Raw genomic sequence first — 24924 nt, forward strand, 5'->3', positions numbered from 1 at the left:
CGGTGTACCTCTCCACGAAGAACACCATCCTGAAGGCCTATGATGGTCGCTTCAAGGACATCTTCGAAGAGGTCTACCAAAGCGAATTCAAGGCGCAGTTCGACGAAGCCGGCATCATCTACGAACACCGCCTGATCGATGACATGGTCGCCTCCGCACTGAAGTGGTCCGGTGGCTACATCTGGGCCTGCAAGAACTACGACGGCGACGTGCAGTCGGACACCGTCGCACAGGGCTTCGGTTCGCTCGGTCTGATGACCTCGGTTCTTCTGTCTCCGGACGGTCGCACGGTGGAAGCAGAAGCAGCGCACGGTACGGTCACGCGCCACTACCGCCAGCATCAGAAGGGCCAGGAAACCTCGACCAACTCCATCGCGTCGATCTTCGCATGGACCCGTGGTCTCGCCCACCGCGCCAAGCTGGACGACAACGCAGAACTGGCAAAGTTCGCATCCACGCTGGAAACCGTCTGCGTGGACACGGTTGAAGCCGGCTATATGACCAAGGACCTCGCGCTCCTCATCGGACCCGATCAGCCTTGGCTCTCCACCACCGCCTTCCTCGACAAGATCGACGAAAACCTCAAGAAGGCCATGGCTGCCTGATTGGCACCTGCCCTTCCAAAATCTATGAGAACCCGGCCTTCGCGCCGGGTTTTCTTTTTGTACCAAGGCGCTGTCTTGATTAGGTCGTCCTGCCGGAGCAAACTCCCATCACCAAATAGGGAGAGAGACATGAACGATCTGACATTTTACACCCACCCCATGTCACGCGGACGCATCATCCGTTGGATGCTAGAGGAAGTGGGCGCGCCGTACGATACAAAAATCATCGGCTTTGACAGCGATATGAAGGCTGGCGAGTACAAAGCGATCAATCCCATGGGCAAGGTGCCAGCGATCAAGCATGGCGACGTGGTCGTGACGGAATGCGCGGCAATCTGCGCCTATCTGGCAGATGCTTTTCCCGAAAAGGGGCTTGCCCCGCCAAACTCCAACCGTGGTCTCTACTATCGCTGGCTCTTCTTCGCGGCTGGTCCGCTGGAAATGGGCGTCACCAACCGCGCTATGGGCTTTGAAATTCCGGAAGACAAATATCGCATGGCGGGCTGCGGACGCTTCGAGGACATTATGGACACCCTGGAATACGCCGTAACGCAGACTGCTTTCATCGCCGGCGAAACCTTCACAGCCGCTGACGTCTATGTGGGCTCGCATATTGGTTGGGGACTGCAATTTGGCACGCTCGAGAAGCGCTTGGCGTTCACCGATTATCTCGCGCGTCTTGCGCAGCGCCCAGCTTTCTCGCGAGCTCAGGAGATCGATGACGCGCTCATCAAACAGACGAAGACAAGCTGATCCAATTACGTTCGGAATATCCATACTCTATCAGAGGATGCGTCGCCCAAGCTGCAAAAACCAACCTTAGATTGAGATAAGTCATTGTAGATATTATAAAATTTAACCCCGACCACATATGAATCATTAACTCGTTGTGTTGTAAAACCAATAAGTGCCAATGGGCCTGCGAACGCAGTACACGGTTGCTGCGTTCGCGCTGACGCAGCGCCTTACAACGAGAGGCGACTGTAATGATGACTGTGCTTGGATGCATCGTCTATGACCACAACATCTGGCTGGTGCTGATGGCCGTCTTGCTGTGCGGCACTGGGTCATGGGTGACATCGCGGCTGTTCAGCAAGACGATAACAGCGAGCGGAAAACAGCGCGTGGGCTGGCAGGCAATGACAGCACTTTCCGCGGGCGTGGCGATTTGGTGCACGCATTTCGTCGCCATGCTCGGCTATGATGCGCGCGTACCGATCGGCTTCGATCTGCCGTTGACCGTGGTTTCGCTTCTGGCCGTGGTGTTCGGTAACGCAATCGGTTTCGCAGTAGCCATCAGCAAGCGGCATTTTCTCATGCCCGCCTTGGGCGGCGCGATCGTCGGTCTCGCAATCTCCACCATGCACTATACCGGCATGATAGCCTACCGTGTGCAGGGCATCGTATCCTGGGACGCGACCTACCTCGTCGCCTCCATCCTTCTCTCCGTCGCGCTGTCTTCGGCTGCACTGCATTTTGGCATGCGAAAAGGCAGCAACCTCATGGCAGTGGTCTTGACCCTTGCCATTGCTGTCTTGCACTTCACAGGCATGACGGCATTCCGCATCGAGCCGATGTTCGTCGATGGATCCTTCTCCAATCCGGATTCCCTCTGGACTCTGGCCATCGCGATTTCCGGCATGGCTTTCGTCATCGTTGCCTGCGGCCTGGTCAGCTACCTCATCGATAACGGCACACGCGCCGAGACCATTGAGCATCTTCGCCAAATGGCCTTGTACGACGCTCTGACCGGCCTCCCCAACCGCGCGAACTTCAACGAGAAGCTGGATCGTGAGCTTGCGGTCGCCGATACGCAAAAGATCAGGATCGCCATGATCGGGATCGATCTCAATCGGTTCAAGGAAATCAACGATACACGCGGCCATCATGTGGGGGACGAAGTGTTGACCGACCTTGGAATACGGCTCAAAAACCTCGTTCGCGAGGACAAGGGCGAGTTCATCGCCCGCGTTGGAGGAGACGAGTTTGCAGCCCTCTTCCGCATTGAGGACAAAGACCTAACCGGCGTCAACAGGTTCCTGAAAGGTCTCGAAGCCGTGATGTTCAGTCCGATCAACGTCGACGAATCTCAAATTGTTGCCGGCGCGAGCTTCGGTGTCGCCATCTACCCGAACGATGCGACCACCAAGGAAACGCTCGTCAGCAACGCAGACCTTGCAATGTACCGGGCGAAGTCGCAACTAACGGAAAAACGCGTCTGCTTCTATGAAGCAGGCATGGACACGGCCGTCAAAGCACGTCGCTGCATGGCAGCTGATTTGCGCAAAGCGCTGTCGCGCAATCAACTTTCAATCCACTACCAGGTACAGACCTCGGTCTCTACTGGAGAGGTCACGGGCTACGAAGCCCTCTTGCGTTGGCACCATCCCGAGCATGGTTTCATCCCGCCTTCAGACTTTATTCCGCTCGCGGAGGAGAATGGCCTTATCTTGCAACTTGGGGAGTGGGTGCTGCGCACGGCATGCACCGCCGCGGCCTCATGGGAACCAGCCTGCAAAGTCGCCGTCAACCTGTCCGCAGTCCAGTTTGCCGCTGGCGATCTGCCCAAGCTCGTCATGAGCGTGCTTCTGGAAACGGGACTTGCCCCACATAGACTGGAGCTGGAACTCACGGAGACGGCCATCCTGAAGGATCGTGAGCGCGCCTTTCACATGCTTCGCCAGATCAAGTCCTATGGGGTCTCCGTCGCTCTCGACGACTTTGGCATAGGTTATTCTTCGATTGATACGTTGCGGTCCTTCCCGTTCAGCAAGATCAAGCTCGACCGCTCCTTTATTGATGAAGCCCACAGCAATGAGGAAGCACTGACCATTATCCGCACGGTACTGGCACTCGGCAAGGGCCTCAGAATTCCGGTACTGGCGGAAGGGGTAGAAACGAAGGAACAACTGTCCCTTCTTGAATCCGAAGGATGTGGGGAAGCACAGGGCTACTTGCTCGGACGTCCCGCATCACTCGATCAGATCTTAGCGACGGGGCGCTTGAGCATCGTCGAGCGATCCCTCAGTTCATCAATAGCAGACGCCAAGGACCAGACAAGCGTAGCCGACGTGGCTGTTGGACGAACGGGCACGGACGGCTGAGCCTGAGAACCCCTGACCACGCACCATCGCTGCGCATGGGCTGCTAGACCATCTTGGAGAGAGCAGAAGCGTTGGGCGAATTTGCCCAAGCGCCCGGGCCACCTTGTTGCCCCTGAGCCGAAGCGCGCGATGAAACCTCGTTAAGCCGCAGCGCCGGTTTTCTCATTCGCGGTATCGCCAAAGACTTCCTCAAAAGCCTCGCGCAAAAACACATCGACATCATTGATCATCACCAGAAGACCGAGATCGACGAGGCTTGTGACGCCGTATTGCGTGATGCCGCAGGGAACGATCCCGCCAAAGTGGCTCAGATCTGGATCCACGTTGATCGACAGACCATGGAAGCTCACCCATTTGCGCAAGCGAATACCGAGTGCCGCAATCTTGTCCTCCGACATCGAGCCGTCCGGCAGAAGCGGCTTCTCCGGCCTACGTACCCATACACCCACGCGGTCCTCACGCCGCTCGCCCCTGACGTTCATCTTGTCGAGCGTGCGGATGATGACCTCCTCCAGTGAGGCCACATAGGCGCGCACATCCTGGCGTCTGCGCTTGAGGTCAAGCATCACATAGACCACACGCTGTCCCGGCCCGTGATATGTATATTCGCCGCCTCGCCCCGTCGCGAAGACAGGAAAGCGATCCGGCTCGATCAGGTCGGACGAATCGGCACTTGTGCCAGCCGTGTAGAGCGGTGGATGCTCCAGCAGCCACACAAGCTCACCGGCTTCGCCCGCAGCGATTGCCGCAACCTCACGCTCCATCTCCTCAATCGCCTGCTCATAAGGCACCAGCCCGTCGGAGATTCGCCAGCGCACGGGCGGCGAGCCTGCGACGGGATACATTTTTTGGGTGAGATCGGTGCGTGTGAGCATGAAAATGTCCTTTCCACAGCCTTCTGGCAGAATGAAATTGAGGCTGCAAGCCCAGCGTTTCAGGGCTTCTTTCATATAGGGAGCGAAAGGCCTGTTTTTAATTTCAAAAAACTGTCACGACGCTCTTGTGCACCCAAAATCCTTTTGCTACATGCACCCCCGTCGGCGCAAGTCGATCCTACCACGATGCGGTCGTGGCGGAATTGGTAGACGCGCAGCGTTGAGGTCGCTGTGGGGCAACCCGTGGAAGTTCGAGTCTTCTCGACCGCACCAAAAGAAAAACCCGCTTCGGCGGGTTTTTCTTTGTCTTCAGTTATCTAAGCGATTTCTCTAAAGCTTTACGCGAAGGCCCTATAACCCAATCAATGGATCGGGATGTTTCTTTTATCCGCCTCTTCCTTGATAATATCTTCCACCAATTCGCGCTTCAGCGACGGATTTCCGAGTAGATAATCATCCGCAATTTCGAAGATGGATTTCGGGCTCTCGGCACGACTGAGCGTATCGAGATCCTGTGCGATCTGCTGTCGAAGCTCTGTATAATTTTCCATGATTGTCTCCTCTGTTGAGAAGACAATGCGGACAGCCGCGCGCGAGTTCCTCGGCAACAAGAAACCATCCGCGAGGAAGGGCCAGGTGAGGAAGACTGAATGCTGCGGGTCGCGCATCAGCCGTTGATATTCATCGAACCACGCACCGCACATCCGATTTCCATGTTTCGTCACCAGCACGCAGCCGTGCGACCTTAAGGTGATGTCGCACTCGAATGCGGCAAACGCTACAGAACGGCTCCTACGAGGGAAACATGCTCCCCCTGAGGTAGCATGGCTAAGTCACACATCGCCGATAAGCGATCGGGCGCTCCCTCGAAGCCAGTCGCCGCATTGTTGCACCTTTCCCTGACTGGGACGCGTGACCGGAAATAGAAAGGGCCGGAACATCCTATTCGATGTTCCGGCCCCTAATCTATCAGCAGTCATATGCAAGGCCGCTACTTTGCCGCCTTCCAACCTAGCGCAGGATCAGCCCGCGAGAGACGCTGCCACTGCTTCGATGGCTTCATCGGCCTTCGATCCATCCGGACCACCAGCCTGCGCCATGTCTGGACGTCCGCCGCCGCCCTTGCCGCCGAGAGCGGCAGAGGCCGTGCGCACCAGATCGACTGCGCTAAAGCGCGACGTCAGGTCTTCAGTGACCGCCGCAACGGCACTCGCCTTGCCATCATCGGAGACTGCGATCAGCAGCACAACGCCGGAGCCTAGAGTGGTCTTGGCGTCGTCAGCGAGACCTTTCAGGTCCTTGGCGTCGATGCCGGACATGGCCTTGGCCATGAACTTCACGCCACCAACCTCTCTCGTGTCACTGGCAGAGCCTTCTGCCGAACCGCCGCCCATGGCAAGCTTGCGGCGGGCATCCGCCAGTTCACGTTCCAGTTTCTTGCGCTCGTCCAGCAGAGCCTCGACACGCGAAATCACATCGCCTGGCTGCACGCGAAGCGACGATGCGAGCGTCTTCACCCGCTCATCCTGCTCGGCGAGATAGGCAAGTGCGCCTGGTCCCGTGACCGCTTCAACGCGACGTACGCCAGCACCCACTGCGCTCTCACCAAGGACGCGGACAAGACCGATCTGCCCGGTAGCGGAGACATGCGTACCGCCACAGAGCTCGACAGAGTACGGTCGGTTGGCCTTTGCGCCATGAATGCCGGTCCCCATCGAGACGACGCGCACTTCATCGCCATATTTTTCGCCGAAGAGCGCCATTGCGCCTTCAGCAATCGCATCGTCAACGCTCATCAGGCGCGTGACGACCGGCGAGTTCTGGAGAATGATTTCATTCGCCATGTCTTCAACGGTCTTCAACTCTTCCGCCGTCATCGGCTTTGGATGCGACACGTCGAAGCGCAGACGCTCAGGCGCAACGAGCGAGCCCTTCTGCGCCACGTGGGTTCCGAGCACTTCGCGCAGCGCTTCGTGCAGCAGATGGGTTGCGGAGTGATTGGCGCGCAGACGCGAACGGCGATCATGATCGACCGTCAACTGCACGGCGTCGCCGAGCTTCACGCCGCCCTTGGCGACCTTGCCGATATGGACGAAGAGGCCCTCGCCCTTCTTCTGCATGTCGGTCACCGTAAAGCTGCCAGTGTCGGAGGAAATGACACCGGTATCGCCCATCTGACCGCCGGACTCGCCATAAAACGGCGTCTGGTTGACAACGATCTGGACCGTCTCACCTTCAGCTGCAGCATCAACCGACTTGCCATCTTTGACGATCGCCTGAACCACACCTTCCGCGGTCTCGGTGTCGTAGCCGAGGAATTCGGTCGCGCCGAACTTTTCCTTCAGCTCGAACCATACGGTTTCAGTCGCCTTGTCACCGGAGCCGGCCCAGTGCGAACGGGCCTCAGCCTTCTGGCGCTCCATGGCGTCGGTGAAGCCGGCAATGTCCACACCGATTTCACGCGCACGCAATGCGTCCTGCGTCAGATCGAGCGGGAAGCCATAGGTGTCGTAAAGCTTGAAGGCGGTCTCGCCGTCCAGCATGCCGCCCTTGGAAAGGTCGGACGTCGCGTCGGACAGAAGCGACAGACCACGCTCCAGCGTCTTGCGGAAGCGGGTTTCTTCAAGCTTCAGCGTCTCCGAGATCAGCGCTTCGGCGCGCACCAGTTCCGGATAGGCGCGGCCCATCTGCTGAACGAGCGTCGGCAAAAGCTTCCAGATCAGCGGCTCCTTGGAACCCAGGAGCTCGGCATGACGCATGGCGCGGCGCATGATGCGGCGCAGAACGTAACCACGGCCTTCATTCGACGGCAGAACGCCATCGGCAATCAGGAACGCGGAGGACCGAAGATGGTCGGCGATGACCCGGTGGCTTGCGCGCTTCTCGCCTTCAGCCGGAACGCCGGTCGCTTCGACGGATGCGGAAATCAGTGCGCGGAAAAGGTCGGTATCGTAATTGTCATGCTTGCCTTGCAGCAGAGCGGAGATGCGCTCAAGGCCCATACCCGTGTCGATGGATGGACGCGGCAGGTTGATGCGCTCTTCCTTCGTCACCTGCTCGTACTGCATGAAAACGAGGTTCCAGATCTCGATGAAACGGTCGCCATCCTCATCGGCAGAGCCAGGAGGTCCGCCCCAGATATGATCGCCGTGGTCATAGAAAATTTCCGAGCAAGGACCGCAAGGACCGGTATCGCCCATCGCCCAGAAGTTATCGCTGGTCGGAATGCGAATGATGCGGTCGTCTGAAAAACCGGCGATCTTCTTCCAGAGATCGAAGGCTTCGTCATCGGTGTGATAGACCGTCACCAGAAGGCGGTTCTTGTCGATGCCAAATTCCCTGGTGATCAGGTTCCAGGCGTGCGTAATCGCCTCTTCCTTGAAGTAATCGCCGAAGGAGAAGTTGCCGAGCATTTCGAAGAAGGTGTGGTGACGCGCGGTGTAGCCAACGTTATCCAGGTCGTTATGCTTGCCGCCGGCGCGGACGCATTTTTGCGACGAAGCAGCCTTGGAATAAGGGCGGCTTTCAAGACCAGTGAAAACGTTTTTGAACTGGACCATACCCGCATTGGTGAACATCAGTGTCGGGTCGTTGCGCGGCACCAGCGGGCTGGATGGCACGATTTCATGGCCGTTCTTCTTGAAGTAGTCGAGGAAAGTCGACCGGATTTCATTCACACCGCTCATACGAAGTCCTTCATTGCCACGCTCACGCAGCGATAATAAAAAAGTCACAGGCTTTTATCGTTCGCCATGCTGCCTGTCCAGCCAAAGAGCGCCGGGCCCGCCCAGAATGAGGCAGCAAAAAAGAACGAGGCCGCGCGAACGGATCGCACGGCCTCATTTCATTTGCTACTATCGCGATGTCCCGGCGAAATGGCCGGACCCTTTCGATTAAGCGTCTGGCTCTACGCCATCCGCATCGGCTTCCGGTCCACCGTTTTCCAGGAACCGGTCGGCAATCAGGCCGGCATTCTGCCGCAGCGCCATTTCGATCTCATTTGCAACGGCTGGATTTTCGCGCAGGAACGTCTTGGCGTTCTCACGTCCCTGCCCCAGCCTCTGGCTGTTATAGGAGAACCAGGCGCCGGACTTTTCGACGATACCGGCCTTCACACCGAGATCGACAAGTTCGCCGGTCTTGGAAACGCCTTCGCCATACATGATGTCGAATTCGACCTGCTTGAAGGGAGGCGCCATCTTGTTCTTGACGACCTTGACGCGCGTCTGGTTGCCAACAACCTCTTCGCGTTCCTTGACCGAACCGATACGGCGAATGTCGAGACGAACAGACGCGTAGAACTTCAGAGCGTTGCCGCCCGTCGTCGTTTCCGGCGAACCGAACATCACGCCGATCTTCATACGGATCTGGTTGATGAAGATCACCATCGTCTTCGACTTGGAGATTGATGCCGTCAGCTTGCGCAGCGCCTGGCTCATCAAGCGAGCCTGAAGACCGGGCAGGCTGTCACCCATCTCGCCTTCGATTTCGGCACGTGGCGTCAGAGCGGCAACGGAGTCCACTACCAGCACATCGACGGCACCGGAGCGCACAAGCGTGTCGGTAATTTCAAGTGCCTGCTCACCCGTGTCGGGCTGCGAAATCAGGAGGTTCTGAAGATCGACACCAAGCTTACGGGCATAGACCGGGTCGAGCGCATGCTCTGCGTCCACGAAGGCGCAGATGCCACCCTTCTTCTGTGCTTCTGCAATGGTCTGCAGTGCCAGCGTCGTCTTACCCGAGCTTTCCGGGCCGTAAATTTCAATGATACGCCCCTTCGGCAAACCGCCGATCCCAAGCGCAATATCAAGGCTCAAAGACCCCGTCGAAACGGTCTCGACCTCGATGACGTTTTCATTGGAACCGAGCTTCATGATCGATCCCTTGCCGAACGAACGTTCGATCTGGGAGAGCGCCGCTTCCAGTGCCTTGCTTTTATCCACCGAATTGTCCTCTACAAGACGCAAAGAATTTTGTGCCATCTGAACCACCTTTAGGTTATTGAAGCCGCACAGGCAACGAAGCAGTGTGGAAACAGTATGTACTCTTTTTGTTCTCACTCCACAACAGTGCAGCAGCCCTTTGAAAACAAATAATGATAAGCTGTTCGTTCTGCTTTTGTTTTTCTTGATCGGAGGTTTTCCCAAAGCTCCGGAGCCAGTTGGATAGAGCCGCAAAACACCGAATCGGACACGTCCGTCCGGCTCGGAAAGAAGGATGGATCAACGTGAAGAAAATACTCGTTCTGGGCGGCGCGCATATAGACCGGCGCGGCATGATCGAGACTGAAACGGTGCATGGCGCAAGCAATCCCGGATCATGGATGGAAGAGGCTGGCGGCGGCGGGTTCAACGCGGCCCGCAATCTTGCGCGCCTTGGCTTTGAAGTGCGGCTGATTGCCCCGCGTGGCGGCGATGGCAATGGCGCGACCGTTGCTGCAGCGGCGCGCGACGCTGGCGTCGAAGACACGCCGTTCACCTTTTTGGATCGTAGCACTCCAAGCTACACGGCAATCATGGAACGCGACGGCAATCTGGTTATCGCCATTGCCGATATGGACCTCTACAAGCTGTTCACGCCGCGTCGCCTCAAAGTGCGCGCCGTACGCGACGCGATCAAGGCGACCGACATCATCCTCTGCGATGCAAACCTGCCTGAAGATACGCTGAGCGCAATCGGCGTCGCGGCGCGAGCCTGCGAAAAGCCCCTTGCGGCAATTGCCATCTCGCCGGCAAAGGTGGTGCGAATGAAATCGGCGTTGGCCGACATTGACATGCTGTTCATGAACGAGGCCGAAGCCCGCGCGCTGACCGGTCAGAATGTCACCGATGTGAGACAATGGCCGACCTTGCTAAGAAATATCGGCCTGCGCGGCGGCGTCATCACCAGCGGAGCCAAACGCGTTGTCGCGTTCAACCAGAATGGAACCGCGGCGCTCACCCCGCCGCTGATCGAAAACGTGAAGGATGTGACCGGCGCGGGCGACGCCATGGCATCCGGCTATTTGTCCGCCATTGCCAACGGCAAACCCATCACCGAAGCGCTGCGCCACGGCGCTGCCGCCGCTGCGATCACCGTGCAATCACCCTTTGCCACATCCAGCGAGTTGAACGGCGAAACACTTGGCGCGCTTCTGGCGCTTGTGCCGCAGGCTGAAATGGTGTGAAGAGATCGCTTAATTGAAATGGAAGAGACCATGACCAAGACCACCTCCCCGCTCCTGCCGATCGTCTACTCGGAAGAAGTCGCTGCGGCCAAGCAGCGCGGCGCCCCGATCGTCGCACTCGAATCCACGATCATCACCCACGGCATGCCCTATCCGGGCAACATCCGCATGGCTGAAGGTGTGGAACAACTGATCCGCGACAATGGCGCGGTTCCAGCAACGATCGCTGTCATTCAAGGAACGCTGCATATCGGCCTCGAAAAGGACCAGCTCGAAGCATTGGCGCAGACAAAAGATGCCATGAAGGTCTCGCGCGCCGACATCGCTTTTGCGATCGCAGAGCGCCGCACGGGCGCAACGACCGTTGCCGCCACCATGATCGCCGCCGAACATGCGGGCATCAAGGTCTTCGCCACCGGCGGTATTGGTGGTGTACATCGCGGCGCCGAAGAAAGCTTCGATATCTCCGCTGACCTGACCGAGCTTGCGCGCACTGGCGTCATCGTCGTCTGCGCCGGTGCCAAGGCCATCCTCGACGTGCCGAAGACGCTTGAAGTTCTGGAGACCAACGGCGTCCCGGTGGTCACCTATGGTTCGGAAGAATTCCCGGCCTTCTGGTCGCGCGCTTCTGGCCTCAAGAGCCCGCTGACGCTGAACAGCCCGGCAGCGATTGCCAACTTCCAGACAACCCGCGAACAGTTCGGCCTCGAAGGCGGCATGCTGATCGCCAATCCTGTACCGGAAGAAGACGAGATTGGCCGCGACGAGATGGAAATCTATATCGAACGCGCATTGTCGGCGGCCGAAGAAGACGACATCTCCGGCAAGGCGGTGACGCCCTATCTGCTGGCGAAGATTTTCGAAATTACTGAAGGCCGCAGCCTCGATACGAACATCTCGCTAGTTCGCAACAACGCCCGCCTGGCAGCCGAGATCGCCGTAGCGCTCGCCTGAACCAGCTTGGACTAAAGAAAAGACCCGGAAGCCGATGGCTTCCGGGTCTTTTTTGTTGAGTTGCGAGAACCTTACTTCTGCGCGACCGGGCGCACCAGCGGAGTGATGCGGCGGATGGTGACGCGACGGTTTTCCTGGCTCGGACCAAGCGTCTGAACCTTGAGGTAACGCTCGCCGTAGCCCTGCGTAGTGAGGTTTTCCGGCGGGATACCGTAAACTTCGGTCAGGACCTTGGCGACGGACTCCGCGCGCTCGTCGGAGAGAACCAGGTTGCTCTCATCCGAACCCACGGCGTCCGTGTGTCCTTCGATGAGGAAGGTTTCAGCCGGGTTCTTTTCCAGAACCTTGTTCATCGCATCAGCAACCTTGCGCAGCGAGCGTGCCTGGCTCATCGGAATTTCGGCACTACCGGTGGCGAAGGTGATGGTATCGAGGTCGATACGACGCACCATGTCACGAACGCGAGCCGAATAGCGGACCTCATCCAGAGAGTAGACGCGCTGGACTGGTTCTACCGGCGGCTGCTCGAGGAAGCGATAGTAGTCGCGATCCTGGTCCGACGACGTATCGATGATGTACTCGTTGACCGGAATACGCAGACGCAGTGGCGGCAAGTCGAGACCCGGGTCGCGATAGACATATTCGCGATCTGGCTCATCCGCCAGCTCCGGCGCGTAGAAGAGCACATACTCGCGGCCACGCGCATCGATACGCGAACGCTGGATGACGTCACCGTAACGGTTGCGAATGGTTACGACCTGCGTGCCGTCGGAACGTTCGATCGTCTCGCGATAACGATCGTCGGGGAGACGTTCATAATAGGGACGCGCACCTTCGCTGACGAAGCGGTCATCATCACTGCCACGCACGACAACGCGATCACCGAACTGCAGGAAGACGCGGTCGCCCATGTCGCGGTCACGCGGCAGGTCGCGAGGACGCCATTCCCGAACGCCGTCGGGCCGGTCGAACTGCGGACGGCGGTCGATGCGCTCACCCTGGATGTTGGTGATGTTCTGGATGTTGATCTGCGGTGCAGGCTGTCCGTCGCGGCGGGCAGCCGCTTGAGCTTCTGCATCCGACGTCGGAACCTTGAAGTCCTGAACCTGCTCGCGTTCACGGCGACGCTGTTCGCGAAGCTGCTCGTTGCCACTGCGATAGACTTCCTTGTCGCTGTCGAGAACGGCTGCACCCTTGTCTACCGGAAGAACGACCGTATCAGCCGACTTGGAAGGATCCTGGGCAATGGCACGGGCCTTGTCCAATTGCTCCTTTGTCATGGGAGGCGCTTCCGTCTGCGGAGTTGCGACCTGGGCTGGAACAGGCTCGCCCGCAGGTGCCTGACCTGTTGCGGCTCCGTCCAGCGGCGCTGGTGTCGGCGCACCCGGAACGGGCGCCGGTGCTGGCTCGCCATTCTGAGCACGTGGCGGGCGCGGCTGTTCGGATGGCTGCTGGCCAGGCGCCGGGTTTGGCTGCTCGGCAGGTGCAGGGGCGCGACCAGGGGTCGGAGGCTCTGCAGGCACCGGTGCGGCGCCCTCGGCAGGTTCTGGAGCTGCTGGACGCTTGGCTGGCTTGACCGGCTTTTCTGGCGCAGCTTCGTTAGCTGCGGGCTCATTTGCCGGCTTGGCGGCTGGCGCTTCTGGCTTGGCAGCTGGAGCTTCCGGCTTTGGCGGCTGTTTGCCTTCACCTTCCGGCTGCGCCTCTGCGGCGGGCTTGCGACGCGGGCGCTCCTGTTGCTGGCCAGGCTCGGCCTGGGGCGCGCCTTCAGGGGCGGCTTCGCGGCGGGGACGCTCGGGCCGTGGCTGGCCTTCTGCTTCCGGCTGCGCCTCTGCGGCTGGCTTACGGCGCGGGCGTTCCTGCTGCTGCTCAGGCTCGGCCTGCGGCGCTGCCTCTGGGGCGGCTTCACGGCGTGGGCGCTCTGGGCGTGGTGCCTCAGCTTCTGGTGCTGCTTCGCGGCGTGGACGCTCCTGCGGCTGCTCAGCCTGGGGCTCTGGGGCTGCTTCACGCTTTGGACGCGGTGGAGCTTCCTCACGCTTCTGCTCTGGCTCGCGCTTCGGTTCAGCCTGTGGCTCACCCTGCTGCTCACGCTGGCGGCGCTTCAACAATTCTTCTTCTGGGTTCGCTGGCGCTTCGGCCTGCGCAAGAATAATGGCTCCTTGACCGTTGGAAATGGATCCCTGTTGCTCAACCCGCGCCAAAGGCGCTGCATGCGCAACGGTGGCCACAAGTGCCGGCTCTACTGCGATGGCAATCGACATCAGGGGGAAAACCACCCCGGTCAGTAATTTATTCTTATTCAGCATGGCGCTTCCTCATCTGCCGTCTTCATCCACTTTTGCCCTGCGGCATTGGGGCACAGTCTGCACATAATGGCGCTGAACAACGCCGGGCGTGCGGTCTTGTTCCAATGATGATCATCAAGGGCTGTACCGGGAATGAACGAAAAAAGGCATTTTCTGGAAGCGCGGCCTTAATTGCCGGGGACTATTTCCGACGAAAGACGCACCTTATCGGGGCGCTTCGGGATGGCATGTAACCCAATTCGTATGGAAGGCGGTCCAGGACGCCGGATTCATTCTTGGAAGAATTTGACGACGGCAGGTCAGGCCCACCGCCGTCTAGCGCGATCGCTAAGCTGTTTTTCCACCTGACGCTGGCGCGGCTTCAATCGCTTGCTCATCCGGTACACCGAATTCCGCGTTGCGTTTTTCATATCCGAAACCGGCGAGCAGTGCGACGGCGCAGGCGACGACCACGGCGACGCTGAAAAGCGCGAGGGCATAGTCGCCATTCCAATGCGCGGCAAGTGTCGTCTGCAGAGTGGCGTTGCCAGAGGCGAGCAAATTCCCGAGTTGGTAGGCAAAGCCGGGGAACGTGCCACGCACCTCGTCTGGCGAGAGTTCGTTCAGGTGAACAGGGATGACGCCCCATGCGCCTTGAACGAAGAATTGCAGAACGAAGGCGCCGATTGCGAGCAAGACCACGCCGGGAGCATAAACCCAGAACCATGCAGCAGGTATTGTCAGAACGGCGGCAATCACGATCGCATTACGGCGGCAATCACGATCGCATTGCGGCGGCCGATCTGTTGCGACAGGGTGCCGAAAAACAGGCCGCCGCAAATCGCCCCGATGTTGTAAACGATCGCTATGGCGCCTGTGGTATGGCTGTCATAGCCTCGCTGCGTTTCTAGGAAGGTAGGATAGATATCCTGCGTGCCGTGGCTGAGAAAATTGAACGCCATCATCAGGATAACTGTCCAGATGAAAAGCGGGACGTTCTTCTTCAGCACCGTGAGGAACGGCTGCTGAGGCCGCTTCTGACTTTGGAGAAATGCGGGGGATTCCTCTACATTGCGGCGGATATAGACAACGATCAGCGCTGGCAGCGCGCCGACAAAAAACATCCCTCTCCAGCCGATGATTGGGTAGAGCAGAAAGAAGACGATTGACGCCAGCAAATATCCGGAAGGGTAGCCAGCCTGGAGCAGCCCGGAAACGAATCCGCGCGCTTGAGGCGGCACCGTTTCCATGGTGAGTGAAGCGCCCACACCCCACTCGCCGCCCATGGCGATACCATAGAGTAGGCGCAGCACGATGAACATCGTCAGCCCGGTCGAGAAGCCGGAAAGAAGCTCAAGAGCGGAATAGAGAAGGACATCGACCATGAGTGTGATGCGGCGACCGTAACGGTCGGATGCGAGCCCAAAGATCAGCGCGCCGATCGGCCGCATGGCAAGAGTCAGGAAAATTGCGACCGAGACCGCGGGAATGCTTGTGTTGAACTCCTTGGCAATATCCTTGATGACAAAGACAAGGATGAAGAAGTCGAAGGCGTCGAGCGTCCAGCCGAGGAAGCTGGCGATGACCGTGTTGCGCTGAGAGGGCGTCAACGACTGAACACTTTGGGTTATACTCACGAAAAATCCTCCTTGAAGATGGAGGCGGAGGCCGAAAATCGGGAACCGTCTTCTGAAATAAGAAAACTTATGCCTGAAATTATAAGGCTTACTTACGACGCACGAACGCCACATTCTGTTCCATTAACTTCTAGTAACCAGGCTGCGATTCAAATCGTGTTTCGAGTCGGCTGTCGCAGCGCAAAACAATGATGTTGCATTTTTTTTGCAACGGGATGAGTATCCCGGCAAGCATCCGCAACCGGCTTTTGATCGGTAGCGGAGTGCTAAAGTCTCCACGCACGCAGAACATAAATGAGGCGTGCGTCGAATCGCCAAAAGAGAGGATCGAAATGCTCAACCCCACCCGTCTGTTTGCTGCAGCGTCCATCGCCGCACTGTCGCTGTTTGCTGGCTCCGCCTTGGCGCAGGACAAGATCGTCATCGGCACGGAAGGCGCCTACCCGCCCTTCAACGTTCTGGAAGCTGACGGAAAGCTGACCGGCTTCGATATCGATATCGCCAAGGCGCTCTGCGAAGAAATGAAGGCTGAATGCACCTTCGTTACCAACGACTGGGACGGCATCATCCCTGCCCTTCAGGCCAAGAAGTTCGACGCGATCATTGCGTCCATGTCGATCACGCCTGAGCGCCTGCAGAAAGTAGACTTCTCCAAGAAGTACTACAACACGCCGCCGGCCATTGCAGTGCCGAAGGATTCCCCGATCAAATCTGTGGAAGAGCTGAAGGGCAAGACGATCGGCGCGCAGGGCTCCACCACCCACGCCAACTACGCGGAAAAGCATCTTGCCGATTCCGAGCTGAAGCTCTACCCGACGGCTGACGAGTACAAGCTCGACATCACCAATGGCCGTATCGACGGCGTCATCGACGATATCGTTGTGCTGTCGCAGTGGGTAAAGTCGGACGCCGGCGCATGCTGCAAGATCCTGACGGCTCTACCGGTTGATGAAGAAATCAACGGCAAGGGCGCTGGCATCGCGGTTCGTAAGGGCGACACGGCACTGGCCGACAAGTTCAGCGCAGCCATTGCAGCGATCCGCGCTAACGGCAAGTACAAAGAGATCAACGACAAGTACTTCGATTTCGACGTTTACGGCCAGTAAGCGCATTTCTCATGTTGAAATATGATGGCGGGAGGGTTGCCCTTCCGCCATTTTTGTTTGAGAACATCTTCATAAAACAAATATGAAGAGCGGCGGAGACCGCAGGGGACATTGGCATGAGCGGAGTGTTTTCCGCCGTAGGTTCGTTCTGGACCTATCTCACATATCTGTTCGACCCGTTCTGTGGTCCGGTCGGTATCTTCTCACTCTTTGGCAACGGCACATTGCTCACCTGCGGCGACGGCTGGGGCGACGAAATTGCCTTTGGCGTCAAGGTCACCGTTTCAGTGGCAATCGCAACGCTCCCGGTCGGACTGCTTTTGGGCTTTCTGATCGCGCTCGCCGCACAATCGCAGGAGAAATCCCTGCGCCTTGCCGTTGGCATCTACACGACGATCTTCCGTGGTCTGCCGGAGCTTTTGACCCTGTTCATCGTCTATTACGGCATGCAGATCCTGCTGCAGACGATCGGCGGTTATCTCGGCTTCACTGGCCCCATCGAGATCAACGCCTTCGTCGCTGGTATGATTGCGCTTTCGGTCGTCTTCTCGTCCTATGCATCCGAAGTGCTGTTGTCTGCTTTCCGGGCCATACCCAAGGGTCAGTATGAGGCGGGAGATGCGCTTGGCTTGTCGCGCAGCCGCACCATGGTCCTGATCATCATTCCGCAGCTCGTGCGCATCGCCCTGCCCGGCATGACCAATCTCTGGGTGATCCTGTTGAAGGACACATCTTATGTGTCGATCATCGGGCTCGCGGATATCGTGCGACAGACCGGTATTGCTGCGCGTGTCACTAAGGATGCGTTTCTGTTCTACGGTATTGCCTGCATGCTCTACCTTGTCCTCGCTCTCCTCTCGTCGATCGGCATTGGCTATATCGACCGCTGGGCACGTCGCTCGGAGGTGCAGAAATGAGCCATGTCGACCAGTTGATCGAGGCAAGACCTGCACCACCCGCGCCGCCGCGGCAGTTGTCAGTTGCGAGGATCGCAGGCTACGCAATCGTCGCGCTTTGGGCGCTCCTTCTTGGCGGGCTGGTCCTTTCACTGGTCCTGGACTGGGATCCAGACAAGATCGAGCGTTACGGCTGGCGCTATATTGACGGCCTGCTGACGACCATAAGCCTTGTCGGCCTTGCCCTGATCCTCGGCGCCGTGCTCTCCGCACCGATTGCTTTCGCCCGCATGTCGGAGAACAGGGTCGTCAGCGCCATTGCGTTCGCTTATGTCTACGTCTTCCGCAGTACGCCGCTCCTGGCTCAGTTGTTCCTTATCTATTATGGCCTTGGCGGCTTCCGTACCGAACTGGAAGCGGTCGGCCTGTGGTGGTTCTTCCGCGATGCTTGGTATTGCGGCCTCCTTTCACTGACGCTGAACACCGCTGCCTACCAAGCCGAAATCCTGCGCGGTGCAATCGAGAGTGTGCCGAAGGGGCAGCATGAAGGTGCTGCCTCGCTCGGTATTTCCAAGCCGGTGACCTTCTGGAAGATCGTTCTGCCGCAGGCCCTCATCGTTGCGTTGCGCCCCTACGGCAACGAGATCATATTGATGATCAAGGGCTCGGCAGTGGTCTCCATCGTCACCGTCTTTGACCTGATGGGCCAGACCCGCTACGCCTATTCGCGTACTTTCGACTTTCAGGCCTACCTCTGGGCTGCGATTTTCTATCTCTCCATGGTGGAAATTCTGCGCCATGTGTGGGCGATGGTGGAAGCGCGACTGACGCGCCATCTGAAGCGGTAACGCGTTAGCAGCACTCCGTTCGAGCAGCTGCTAACATGATGAGAAACATAAATAATTTGTGACAAACCCCATTCTTGGCAAGGTTCGATTAACCATGTCATGTTCCCATTGTCGATGACACTTTTAACGTGTCCGCGATCAATAGAACGGGAACAGCCACATGAACCAAGACATGGAAATGATGCTGAAGGGCTATGGTCTCACCACAGCCGAAATTCTCTATCGCATGCCCGATCACCCCTGCGTCCTGCAAAGTTACCTCTGGCAGAACTACGATCTCGCGCCCGACTTTCCTGAAATGCACGGATTTCTAAAGTTCTGGCAGGAGACGCTGGATGGTCCGCTGCATTCGGTACGTTATGTCCACCGCAAACTGATCTCGGCACAGGAATGGCGCTCTCTCAAGGGTGAATTCATTTTGCACTGACGGCGTTGTGGTCCCGGCGAGCGGCTGGCAATCCAAAACAGGCATTGCGCCTTATAGCGTTGCGGCTTAATCAGGCTTCCAACGAAGCCAAGCCGGATGCACGCCATGACCAACAACACCAAGATCGATGAAGAAGCCCTAGCGGAGGCCTACAACCGCGCGCTCGCCCTTGAAAAAGCCGGCGACATCGACGCGGCGGTAAAAGCCTACGAAGAGGTCCTCGCAATCGATCCTGAGGATCATGGCGGTGCCGCCGTCCGCATCGCATCCATGGGGCGCGGCGAAACGCCACCCAAGGCGCCAGACGCTTATGTGGAAACGCTGTTCGATCAGCATGCCGAGGCTTTTGAGGATATCCTCGTCGAACAGCTCGGCTATGCTGTTCCGATGATGGTGCGCCAACGGTTGCAGACGCTAGAACTCGGTCCGTTCAAGCGCCTGCTTGATCTCGGATGCGGCACCGGTCTCACCGGCGAGGCGCTTCGTGACATGGTCGAAGACATCACTGGCATCGACATTTCAGAGAATATGGTCGAAATCGCCCATGAAAAGGATGTCTACGAGACGCTGTATGTCGCTGAAGTGGAGGATTTCCTCGAGGACAATGACGATGAGCCGTTTGATATCATCACTGCCACCGACGTGCTTCCCTATCTCGGCGCACTCGAACCGCTCTTTTTCGGCGCAGCGGAGAATATGGTCGAAGGTGGTATCTTCATCTTTTCATCGGAAACCCTGCCAGACGACAAGATGGAAAGCCGGCCCTATATCGTGGGTGCCCACCAGCGCTTCGCGCATTCCGAAACCTATGTTAGCGAACGTCTCGCTGCCACCGGTTTCGAGGTGATCGAGGTCACCGATATCAATGTGCGCATGCAGGATGGAGAACCGACACCGGGTCATCTGGTGGTTGCCAGGTTCAAGGGTTGATCTCCTGCCGAATGTTTTGGTCCAGGAAATTTGCAAAGACAGAGAGGCCCGAAGATCGATTTCGATCTTCGGGCCCACTTTTTTATGACGAAGAAACTTTACCGGCAAAGCACGCCAAACTTGCAGCGCTCTTTACTCTTCGCCGGATTTCGGATTGTCAAGAATCATGTAGTCCAGCGGCAGTTCGGTCGTGTACTTGATCTGCTCCATGGCAAAGGCGGAGGATACGTCGCGGATTTCGATCTTGGCGATCATTCGCTTGTAGAAGGCGTCATAGGCGGCGATATCCGGAACGACCACGCGTAGCAGATAATCGACGTCGCCGCTCATGCGGTAGAACTCAACAACCTCCGGAAACTCGGACACGACTTCAGAAAAGCGCTTCAGCCACTCGATGGAGTGCGAAGCTGTGCGGATCGAAACAAAGACCGTCACCTTCGTGTTGACCTTCGTCGCGTCCAGAATGGCAACGCGGCGGCGAATGACGCCATCTTCTTCCATCTTCTGGATACGCCGCCAACAGGGCGTTGTGGAAAGCCCGACCTTCTTTGCAAGGTCAGCAACGGCCAGCGTGGAATCCTCTTGCAGAATACGTAGAATTTTACGGTCGAGGCGGTCCAATCTTCTCTCCTACGGAATTATTTTCCCTTATTTACACCAAATAAAACAGAAAAAAAGAAATTTGTTTCAGCGCGTCAGTCTTTCCACATGCTCCTGCAGGACAGGCAACACATGCTGCTCAAACCATGGGTTCTTGCGCAACCATGAGGTATTGCGCCAACTCGGATGCGGCAGAGGCAAGATGGCAGGGCCGTTATTCGTCTGCAAATAGTTGCGCCAACTTTGCACTGTTTCCGTCATGTTTTTCTTGCGCCGATCACCAAGGTACCAGCTTTGAGCGTATTGGCCGATAGCCAGAACCAACTCGATCTGCGGCATAGCCTCCATGACCTCTTTACGCCAGCGCGGCGCACATTCGCGCCTTGGTGGCAGGTCGCTACCGCGCTTGTCATAGCCGGGAAAGCAAAAGCCCATGGGTGCGATGGCGAAACGATTGGCGTCATAGAAAGTCGGACGATCGACATTCAGCCACGTTCGCAGCCGATCTCCGGATGCATCGTTGAATGGAAGCCCACTTTCATGCACACGCAATCCCGGCGCCTGTCCTGCGATCAGTATCCTCGCCTTTGCCGAAATGACAGCGACCGGACGCGGCTCATGCGGCAACCGATCTGCATCGCCCCTTAGTGGTGCGTCACGACAGATTCGACAGCGTGCGATACTGGCGCGCAAGAGTTCGATCGCTGTGTCCGGCTTTTGTAGTTCAGCATCCATATCACCACCGCAAGACATGTCGTAGCATGGTTATAATTCCCGCAAAGGGCCTATCATCATCCATGCCATTGCGCTCACGTCGCCAGTCCCTCGGGCGCTCGAATGCGCCACTCCACAGGCCCAGCCTCTGCGCCCTCGCGTGTTCCTCCTCCTGGGCGTAGAGAAAAAACTCGGTCGTCACGGCGAGCCCTTCGGCGACGACAAGACTTCCCACGTCCTTGCCATCGACGGAACAGCGAACCAGAAGGCGCGAGTACTTGTCAGTTTTGCTCCCGGAACATTCGACCTCTCCTCGATCCAGGACATCACGTAGAAAGTCACGTGCTGCCTGCCCGCAGGCCCAGCTCTGATCGTCCACGCCGCAGCTCTGACGAAGTTCGGGCGCATCGATCCCCAAAAGCCGGTAGCGCGTTTTACCCGACGCAAGCGTATCCCCGTCAATGGCGATAAACCGGCCAGAGAAGCGCCGGTCGCTCAAACCATCGACTTTCGCCAATATCAACGCCCCCAGAATGACTATGAGCAGGAGGGTGAATCCGTCCTTCACCGGAGAGAACCTTCTGCCTGACTTTCGTCTCATGTACCAACAAACCCTTTGCAGAAATGGCAAACAAATCCTTTCGCGGCAGCATCTTCTTAAGACTTTACCCTTAATCTGCAAACGTCCCGGATCGGTTTCGTTTGTAGATGAGTAAGAGCGCCAGCATCATTGCCGACAAGAACATCGTCGATCGGTCTCGCACGCGGCGCAACAAGGCCGTGTTCGATGCCGTGAAAGCGACCCGCGAGCGTCTGCAATATGGCAGCATCGGCACGATCGCATTCGAGCGCGAAATGCTGCAGATGCATGTGGTGGAGATGCTGCATGGCGCTACCATCATGCCCCTCTTCATCATGCTGGCCACGGGCATCGGGATTTATATCACGCGCGACATAGAGCTGGTCGGTTGGACGTTCCTGGCGCTGACCACCCACGCCGTTTGCCTCATGTTTGCCCGTCGTGCGCACAAACAGACGATCAGCACGGCAAGTGCGGACCGCTGGCTCAAGACCTTTCAGGGAATGCAGATCGTCATTGGCTTGATCTGGGCGCTCTTCGCCGCTTATCCCATGAACGCCGAAAACATGTCGCTGGCCATGTTCTACAAGGGCGGCACGCTGCTGATCGCGCTGTCGATAACGGCCATGTCGAATTTCATGCTGCGCCGCGCCATTGTCACCACCTTTCTGCCAGTTCTCGTCGCACTCGGCATCAATGCGGCGCATTCGCAGAACCCGATAGATATCGGCATGGCGCTGATGTTTTTCATGGCCATGCTGTTTTGCCACTACATTACCAGACGGTTGCACAATACGAGCATCAAACTCCTGTCCTTCCAGTCGGAAAAAGACGATCTGATCGCGGAACTGGAAGTGGCGAATTCAATGTCGGACGAGGCCCGCCGCCGCGCGGAAGAAGCCAATCTGGCGAAATCTCGCTTCCTCGCCTCAATGTCGCATGAGTTGCGCACGCCGCTTAATGCGATCCTTGGCTTTTCGGAGGTGATGGCCTCGGAAATCCTGGGACCGCTCAACAATCCGCTCTACAAAGAATATTCGGCGGATATCAACCGCTCCGGCCAGCATCTTCTCGACCTCATCAACGAAATCCTCGATCTCTCTCGCATCGAGGCAGGGCGATATGAGTTGCAGGAAGAAGCCGTATCGCTGCTCGAAATTGCCGAAGACTGCATCGGCATGATCCAGCTACGCGCCCGTGGCAAGAATATCCGGATCACCCAGCAGTTTGAGCGCAGCCTGCCGCATGTCTGGGCGGATGAGAAGGCGCTGCGACAGGTGGTTCTCAACCTGTTGTCCAACGCCGTCAAATTTACTCCGCAAGGAGGCGAAATATCGATCAAGGCGGGCTGGACTGCACGCGGCGGTCAGTATGTGTCGATCAGAGATAACGGCCCCGGCATTCCCGAAGAAGAAATTCCAGTGGTACTCTCGGCCTTCGGTCAGGGATCTATCGCCATCAAAAGCGCAGAACAGGGAACAGGCCTTGGCCTGCCAATTGTCCAGGCAATCCTCTCAAAGCATGACGGGCACTTCGTGCTGAAATCCAAACTGCGTGAAGGAACCGAAGCGATAGCCATTCTACCGGCGAAACGGATTCTGCAAACCGTTCCGGCCGTCGAAGACGTGCCGGTAATAGAGCGCCGCAAGCGATCTTTCGCTTAATTTTCAGAACGGATTGACGCTGAGAAATACCGTGGAAATCAGCGAATAAAGAACCAAACCGCCATTCGCCAGCAACAAACAGAAAACGGCGAACGAGCCGAGGTCTTTCGCGTTTCGTGCAGCGCTTGAAAATTCGGGCGACACACGGTCGACGATTTCTTCGATGGCTGTATTGAGTGCCTCCACGCAAAAGAGCAGCAACATCAGCACAATGAAAATCAAGGCATGGACCAGCGGCGCGCCGATGATGGTCAGGAAAATCAGCCCTGCCCCGAATGCCATCACCTCATGCCGGAAGGCTGCCTCCCCCCACAAACGGGTCAGCCCCTGAAAGGAATAACGCGTCGCGGCGATCAGATGGCGAAAGCCTGTCTCCTTGCGAAACGCGGGCTCCGGATTGAGAACGGGATCCGGCGTGGGCGTGTTGTGCGTCCTATCCATCGCAAACTCAGTGGTCAGTGCGGTTCGTGACACCCGCCTGCGCGAATGTCGCCATGCCGGAGTGGCATGCAGCGGCGGCCTTGACGATCCCTGCGGCAAGTGCGGCGCCGGTACCCTCGCCGAGACGCATGCCCAGTGCCAGAAGTGGCGTTTTGCCAAGCCGCTCGACCGCCGCCATATGGCCCGGCTCGCCGGAGACATGGCCGATCAGGCAGTGATCGAGCGCTGCCGGATTTGCAGCTTTCAGAAGAGCGGCAGCAGCCGTCGCAACGTAGCCGTCGATCAAGACCGGGATTTTTTCGACCCGCGCAGCAAGAATTGCACCGGCCATCGCGGCAATCTCGCGACCACCGAGACGGCGCATGATTTCCAGCGGATCCGACAGATGGTCTTTATGGAAATCCACCGCAGCCTTCACGGCAGCGATCTTGCGCGCCATGAACTCTCCTTCGGAACCGGTGCCTGGACCTGTCCATTCTTCTGCCGAACCACCGTAAAGCGCGAGATTGATCGCAGCCGCAACGGTCGTGTTGCCAATTCCCATTTCGCCGATGCACAGAAGATCGGTGCCGCCAGCGATCGCTTCCATACCAAAGGCCATGGTCGCGGCGCAATCGCGCTCCGAAAGTGCATCTTCGCAGGTAATGTCGCCAGTCGGGTAGTCCAGCGCGAGATCGAAAATCTTGAGGCCCAGATCATGGGTCACGCAGATCTGGTTGATTGCAGCTCCGCCCGCAGCAAAGTTTTCGACCATCTGCTGGGTCACCGAAGACGGATAGGGCGTCACGCCATTGCGTGTGACACCATGATTGCCAGCAAAAATCGCCACCAGAGGACGGTTGACGGCGGGTGCGCGTCCAGACCATGCAGCCAGCCACATCGCAATCTCTTCCAGACGTCCGAGCGAACCGGCAGGCTTCGTCAGCTGTGCATTGCGCTCCTTGGCGGCAACCAGTGCATGCGTATCCGGCCCTGGCAGGTCACGCAAAAGAACACGAAAATCATCGAAAGGCAGGCCGCTCACGCTCATGGTATCGATCTTTCTCTCATGCCGAAGACTTGTGTTTTCCGGCAAATCGGTCTTTGTTGCGCCTC

At 57.8% G+C, this 24924-nt stretch carries 21 protein-coding genes, 1 tRNA gene and 1 pseudogene; 12 read left to right on the forward strand and 11 right to left on the reverse strand.

Annotation, left to right across the window (positions count from 1 at the left end):
- The 3 genes from QZ869_RS20745 to QZ869_RS20755 all read left to right on the forward strand — a co-directional run.
- Nucleotides 1-605 (forward strand): NADP-dependent isocitrate dehydrogenase (locus tag QZ869_RS20745; RefSeq protein WP_296107096.1); only part of this gene is annotated, 605 nt, incomplete at its 5' end.
- A gap of 129 nt (nt 606-734) precedes the next feature.
- On the forward strand, nt 735-1358 hold the full coding sequence (locus QZ869_RS20750; RefSeq protein ID WP_296107099.1) for a glutathione S-transferase family protein: 624 nt from the start codon (nt 735-737) through the stop codon (nt 1356-1358).
- A gap of 233 nt (nt 1359-1591) precedes the next feature.
- Nucleotides 1592-3709, forward strand: coding sequence for a bifunctional diguanylate cyclase/phosphodiesterase (locus QZ869_RS20755; RefSeq protein ID WP_296078127.1), 2118 nt, complete (start codon nt 1592-1594; stop codon nt 3707-3709).
- 140 nt (nt 3710-3849) lie between these two features.
- Here the strand turns inward: QZ869_RS20755 and lipB are convergent, their stop codons facing one another.
- Nucleotides 3850-4584: a lipoyl(octanoyl) transferase LipB gene (gene lipB / locus QZ869_RS20760; protein ID WP_296041527.1), complete on the reverse strand. Its 735-nt coding sequence runs from the start codon at nt 4582-4584 to the stop codon at nt 3850-3852.
- A 188-nt stretch (nt 4585-4772) separates the two neighbouring features.
- Between lipB and QZ869_RS20765 the strand changes: the two genes are divergently transcribed.
- A tRNA-Leu gene (locus tag QZ869_RS20765) sits at nt 4773-4857 on the forward strand.
- Between the two features lie 89 nt (nt 4858-4946).
- On the opposite strand, the gene QZ869_RS20770 is transcribed toward QZ869_RS20765, so the two are convergent.
- The 3 genes from QZ869_RS20770 to recA all read right to left on the reverse strand — a co-directional run bounded on the left by QZ869_RS20770 (nt 4947) and on the right by recA (nt 9566).
- On the reverse strand, nt 4947-5135 hold the full coding sequence (locus QZ869_RS20770; protein ID WP_296018815.1) for a hypothetical protein: 189 nt from the start codon (nt 5133-5135) through the stop codon (nt 4947-4949).
- Nucleotides 5136-5606: 471 nt separating this feature from the next.
- Nucleotides 5607-8270 carry an alanine--tRNA ligase gene (gene alaS / locus QZ869_RS20775; protein WP_296107102.1) on the reverse strand — a complete coding sequence of 888 codons (2664 nt, stop codon included), beginning with the start codon at nt 8268-8270 and terminating at the stop codon, nt 5607-5609.
- A 207-nt stretch (nt 8271-8477) separates the two neighbouring features.
- Complete coding sequence (recA, locus tag QZ869_RS20780; protein WP_296018863.1) at nt 8478-9566, reverse strand: recombinase RecA; 1089 nt, start codon at nt 9564-9566, stop codon at nt 8478-8480.
- A 245-nt stretch (nt 9567-9811) separates the two neighbouring features.
- Here recA and QZ869_RS20785 point away from each other — a divergent pair, with 245 nt between their 5' ends.
- Entirely contained in the window at nt 9812-10750 is a 939-nt protein-coding gene (locus tag QZ869_RS20785) for a carbohydrate kinase family protein (RefSeq protein WP_296038427.1), read from the forward strand.
- 30 nt (nt 10751-10780) lie between these two features.
- The gene (locus QZ869_RS20790; RefSeq protein WP_296107105.1) at nt 10781-11704 is read left to right on the forward strand and encodes a pseudouridine-5'-phosphate glycosidase; all 924 of its coding nucleotides are present in this window, start codon (nt 10781-10783) and stop codon (nt 11702-11704) included.
- Nucleotides 11705-11775: 71 nt separating this feature from the next.
- Here the strand turns inward: QZ869_RS20790 and QZ869_RS20795 are convergent, their stop codons facing one another.
- Nucleotides 11776-14007: an OmpA family protein gene (locus QZ869_RS20795; RefSeq protein ID WP_296107108.1), complete on the reverse strand. Its 2232-nt coding sequence runs from the start codon at nt 14005-14007 to the stop codon at nt 11776-11778.
- Between the two features lie 327 nt (nt 14008-14334).
- Nucleotides 14335-15623 (reverse strand): annotated as a pseudogene (locus QZ869_RS20800) (MFS transporter).
- Nucleotides 15624-15955: 332 nt separating this feature from the next.
- Here QZ869_RS20800 and QZ869_RS20805 point away from each other — a divergent pair.
- The 5 genes from QZ869_RS20805 to QZ869_RS20825 all read left to right on the forward strand — a co-directional run bounded on the left by QZ869_RS20805 (nt 15956) and on the right by QZ869_RS20825 (nt 19830).
- Entirely contained in the window at nt 15956-16729 is a 774-nt protein-coding gene (locus QZ869_RS20805) for an ABC transporter substrate-binding protein (RefSeq protein ID WP_296018875.1), read from the forward strand.
- Between the two features lie 116 nt (nt 16730-16845).
- Nucleotides 16846-17646, forward strand: a complete 801-nt coding sequence (locus tag QZ869_RS20810; protein ID WP_296107111.1) for an ABC transporter permease — start codon at nt 16846-16848, stop codon at nt 17644-17646.
- Complete coding sequence (locus QZ869_RS20815; RefSeq protein ID WP_296107113.1) at nt 17643-18473, forward strand: ABC transporter permease; 831 nt, start codon at nt 17643-17645, stop codon at nt 18471-18473. Before QZ869_RS20810 ends, QZ869_RS20815 begins: the two co-directional genes overlap by 4 nt.
- A gap of 160 nt (nt 18474-18633) precedes the next feature.
- On the forward strand, nt 18634-18900 hold the full coding sequence (locus tag QZ869_RS20820) for an usg protein (protein WP_296075632.1): 267 nt from the start codon (nt 18634-18636) through the stop codon (nt 18898-18900).
- 105 nt (nt 18901-19005) lie between these two features.
- Nucleotides 19006-19830, forward strand: coding sequence for a class I SAM-dependent methyltransferase (locus tag QZ869_RS20825; RefSeq protein ID WP_296107115.1), 825 nt, complete (start codon nt 19006-19008; stop codon nt 19828-19830).
- A 132-nt stretch (nt 19831-19962) separates the two neighbouring features.
- On the opposite strand, the gene QZ869_RS20830 is transcribed toward QZ869_RS20825, so the two are convergent.
- The 3 genes from QZ869_RS20830 to QZ869_RS20840 all read right to left on the reverse strand — a co-directional run bounded on the left by QZ869_RS20830 (nt 19963) and on the right by QZ869_RS20840 (nt 21712).
- Nucleotides 19963-20451, reverse strand: coding sequence for an Lrp/AsnC family transcriptional regulator (locus QZ869_RS20830; protein ID WP_027677373.1), 489 nt, complete (start codon nt 20449-20451; stop codon nt 19963-19965).
- 66 nt (nt 20452-20517) lie between these two features.
- Nucleotides 20518-21165, reverse strand: a complete 648-nt coding sequence (locus QZ869_RS20835; RefSeq protein ID WP_296107118.1) for a uracil-DNA glycosylase family protein — start codon at nt 21163-21165, stop codon at nt 20518-20520.
- A 1-nt stretch (nt 21166) separates the two neighbouring features.
- Nucleotides 21167-21712 carry a thermonuclease family protein gene (locus QZ869_RS20840; RefSeq protein ID WP_296107120.1) on the reverse strand — a complete coding sequence of 182 codons (546 nt, stop codon included), beginning with the start codon at nt 21710-21712 and terminating at the stop codon, nt 21167-21169.
- 140 nt (nt 21713-21852) lie between these two features.
- Between QZ869_RS20840 and QZ869_RS20845 the strand changes: the two genes are divergently transcribed.
- Nucleotides 21853-23388 (forward strand): HAMP domain-containing sensor histidine kinase, encoded by a 1536-nt coding sequence (locus QZ869_RS20845; protein WP_296100048.1) that lies wholly within the window; start codon nt 21853-21855, stop codon nt 23386-23388.
- Between the two features lie 3 nt (nt 23389-23391).
- Here QZ869_RS20845 and QZ869_RS20850 read toward each other — a convergent pair whose 3' ends face one another.
- Together QZ869_RS20850 and cobT are read right to left on the reverse strand one after the other, a co-directional pair.
- A complete protein-coding gene (locus tag QZ869_RS20850; RefSeq protein WP_296018895.1) occupies nt 23392-23829 on the reverse strand; it encodes a diacylglycerol kinase in 438 nt (145 codons plus the stop codon).
- A 7-nt stretch (nt 23830-23836) separates the two neighbouring features.
- On the reverse strand, nt 23837-24859 hold the full coding sequence (gene cobT / locus QZ869_RS20855; protein ID WP_296018898.1) for a nicotinate-nucleotide--dimethylbenzimidazole phosphoribosyltransferase: 1023 nt from the start codon (nt 24857-24859) through the stop codon (nt 23837-23839).
- Between the last annotated feature and the right edge of the window lie 65 nt (nt 24860-24924).

It is taken from the genome of uncultured Agrobacterium sp. (assembly GCF_913777885.1).
Lineage (GTDB): Bacteria > Pseudomonadota > Alphaproteobacteria > Rhizobiales > Rhizobiaceae > Agrobacterium.